This is a genomic window from Rhabdaerophilum sp. (genome assembly GCF_046092605.1).
Lineage (GTDB): Bacteria > Pseudomonadota > Alphaproteobacteria > Rhizobiales > Beijerinckiaceae > Rhabdaerophilum.
On sequence record NZ_JBJTDY010000032.1, the window covers coordinates 1 to 3425 of the forward strand.

Annotated in this window: 4 protein-coding genes; all 4 read left to right on the top strand. The window is 63.7% G+C overall.

Annotated elements, in window-relative coordinates; translation table 11 throughout:
* A partial coding sequence (locus ACKODO_RS03220) for a MobA/MobL family protein (RefSeq protein WP_408982012.1) occupies window positions 1-1689 on the top strand: 1689 nt, incomplete at its 5' end.
* A 67-nt stretch (window positions 1690-1756) separates the two neighbouring features.
* A complete protein-coding gene (locus ACKODO_RS03225) occupies window positions 1757-1978 on the top strand; it encodes a hypothetical protein (RefSeq protein ID WP_408982013.1) in 222 nt (73 codons plus the stop codon).
* Window positions 1965-2927: a S1C family serine protease gene (locus ACKODO_RS03230; RefSeq protein WP_408982014.1), complete on the top strand. Its 963-nt coding sequence runs from the start codon at window positions 1965-1967 to the stop codon at window positions 2925-2927. Before ACKODO_RS03225 ends, ACKODO_RS03230 begins: the two co-directional genes overlap by 14 nt.
* The coding region (locus ACKODO_RS03235) for a hypothetical protein (RefSeq protein WP_408982015.1) at window positions 2924-3425 on the top strand (502 nt) is incomplete at its 3' end. The genes ACKODO_RS03230 and ACKODO_RS03235, both read left to right, overlap by 4 nt.

Below are 3425 nucleotides of genomic sequence, written 5' to 3' on the forward strand. Positions count from 1 at the left end.
GAGCTGGTGCGCGAATTTGCCCGCGACCTGGTGCAACGTCACGGCATGGCCGTTGATGTTGCGATCCATGGGCCGGGCAAAGACGGCGACCACAGGAACCACCACGCGCACATTCTTTGCAGCACTCGACGGCTGACGCCCGAAGGCTTCAAAGACAAGACCCGAGAGCTTGACGACCAGAAGAGCGGCGAGGTTGCGAACTGGCGGCAACGCTGGGCGGATGTCTCGAACCAGCATCTTGAGAATGCAGGACGCCAAGAACGCATCGACCACCGGAGCTTATCCGCGCAGCGGGCCGATGCCATCGAGCGGTACGACACCGACCAGGCGGCCAAATTTGACCGCCTGCCGACTGTCCATCTTGGCCCGAATGTAGTGCAGATGGAGCAGCGCGGTATCAGAACGGAGCGCGGCAACCAAGGGCGAGAAATTACCCAGCGCAATGCGCAGATCATCAACTTGGCAGAAGCGCGGCAGCGCATCGAGGCAGCGAGGGCAGCTTATGAACGGGATAGCGGAAATGGACGAGATAGAACGGCTGATAGGGACGATGGACGACCCACCGCCCGAGCAGGTGCCGAGCAGCCAGGACGACACGCCGGAAAGTCCGACATTGGCCGCCCTGGACAAGTCCCGCCGGCCTTCGCCCGAGGTCGTTTGCGGAACCTGTCCGAACTCGGTGTGGTTCGCTTCCCCGAACGAGGTGAAATGCTATTGCCGCGTGATGTTCCTCGTAACGTGGAGCACCAGCGAGCCGAACCAAATCACGAACTGCGACGGGGTAGCGATGGCCTGACGGCCGAGAAGCCGGCGACCGCCCGCGAGCTGGTGCAGCGCGAGCTAAACGCCGACCTGCTGCGCCGGGCCGTGGCCGACCGCGAGCCGGTCAAAGCGGCCAACGATCCAAGCCCGGAAACCATCAAGCGAGAATGGCAAAACGAGAAGGCGCGGCAGTTCACTTTGATCGTGAATCGGGCCAAGGAATTGCACACCCGCACGGCGGGCGTGATGGAACGCCAGGAAGGGAAACTAGCGAGCCACGACCAGGCGCGACCGGCGGAACCATCCGGCCTGTTCTCCAGCTTGAAGAAGGCCACCCACGACCAGGCGCTAGCCGCCTGGCGCGGCGTTCGGGCCGGGCTGGAAAAGCGGTGGACGCAACTGCAAAACCGCCTGCACCTGATCGGCGACTACATGCGCAAGGCTGGCCCCTATGAGCAGCCGACACGAGGCGAACGCCTGGCCGAGAAGAAGGCCGCCCAGGCCCGGCCGGAGCTGGCCGCCAATTTCCAGCAAGTCATCGAGAAGGAGAAGGCCGCCCGCATTGCAGAGCAGCGGGCAAAGATTGACCAACGCCGCACAGGCAAACACCAGGAGCAAAACCACATGAAACAGGAAACGAACGAGGAACTTAAACAGCGCATCGACGCGAACCGCGAGAAGGCCGACAAGGCCGAGCGCAACGAGCTGGAGAAGGCCGGGCGACTGGCCGGCATGCAGCAGGACGCCGAGCAGAAGCACGACGAAAACCAGATCGGCAAGACGCAGGCCGACACGCTGGCCAAGGAGCTGAACGCCGGTACCGACAAGGGCGACCAGACCAAGGAAGAGAAGAAGCGCGAGATTCTCGAACGCTTCAAGGACAAGGCACGCGGCGACCGTGAAAACGATAGAGGCCGCGGCCGTTAAGGCGGTGCCCGGTCGGCGGCAACCGAACCGGACACCTAATCACAACCCACCTGCACAGAGGTGAATCATGACTGACCACAATGTTACCGGCGGTACCCGCCGCGAGCTAACGAAATATCGGATTACCTTCGCCGCCGCCCTGGCGGCCCTGGCCTTGGCCGGCTGGATGATCCAGAGCGCCTATAACCAGCACATCAAGATTTTGCAGATCGGCGACAAGACCGGCGAGCTGCTGCAAATGCGCGGCCTCACCAAGCACCAGGAGGGCGCACAGCATGAGCAGCGTTAAGACCTGGCGACGTGCCGCCCTGTCGGCCTACATCGCGGCCGGCGCGGCCCTGCCCCTGGCCGCCTATGCCCTGGCAACCACACAGGCCAACGTGAACGCCATTGCGGCCGCACAGCAGCGCCTCAGTGATATCGAGTGGCACGACCACCTAGCAGACGACAACCAGGCGAGCGCGGCCGACGCCGCCGGAGCGGGGGTGCGCCTGGACTCCCGCCCGTTCTCCCCCGCCGTCGATTGGTCGGCTGTTGGCGGCCGTGTCATGCCGTCCGTGGTTATGGTGTCCGGCATCGAGCACGCTCGAGGCGACGGCAGCCGTAACCGCGTCTGGCTCATCCCTGGCGTACAGACCAACCAGGCGACCGCCTGGCTTAACCGCTACCGCGCTTGGCAAGCCGATTGGGCACAGCACGACCAGGAACGCGAATGGGTGACGATGGGCGCGGGCTTCCTGATCGGCGACGGCCGCCAGGTGGCGACCGCAGGGCACGTTATCAGCGGTTCCGAAGGCGTGCGCGTGAAGCTCGCCGGCGGCGAGTGGCGGGCCGCCCGAGTCGTCGGCGTGGATCTCGCTCAGGACGTGGCCCTGTTGCGCATCGATGGCGAACCGGGCCAGCCGGTGACGATCGCGCCGGCCATGCCGCCCCAGGGCCAAGCCGTGGCGGCGGTCGGATCGCCCAACGGCTGGGGATTCTCGGTGTCGGCCGGTGTGGTGAGCCGCTACGGATCGGCCGCCGGCATGTTCGCAACCCGGCCCATGTTGCAGATCGCCGCCCCGGTGATCGGCGGCAATTCCGGCGGGCCTGTGTTCAACGCCAGGGGGGAGGCCGTGGGCATGGTCAGCTTTGGCAAGGATCAGTTTCAACAGACCGTGCCGATTGGCCGCGTCCTGGAGGTGGCCGGCGAGCTACAACGCAACGAGCAACGAGACGCGGGAAGGAACGAACAATGAAGAATGACCAAGTGCAGGCGCTGAACTACTGCGCGCACGCCATTGAAGACCTGCGCGAATTGGAGGCCCGTTTGCGCGGTGCGGCTCCCGAGTCGGCCCGCGTTTTTCGGCGCTTGATCGACATGCTGCAACACAGCATCAAGTTCATCTTGCCGAACTGCTGCGACCTCATCGACCCGAACGAGTTACGGCAAGCGCATCTAGACCTTACCCGCCTACCTTTCCCCTGCGTGGCCTTTGAGGCACCTTGGGAGAAGGAGGACAGGATTGAACAGCTAGGGGAGTTCCAGCAGACCCCAATGACAAAGCGCATTGCCCTTTGTTGGGAAGCAAGTCCGAAATATGAGCTGCTGCCAGGGCTAAACAGCATTCTCGAAGCCTTTCCGGCAGGTGGCGTTTTCGTTCTCCCAATCTATTGGGGGCCTGAGAATCGGGTATGGACGGTGGCTCTTGGGGGGTCGTTCGTCCCCTATGAAAACACCATGCATGATATGGAGC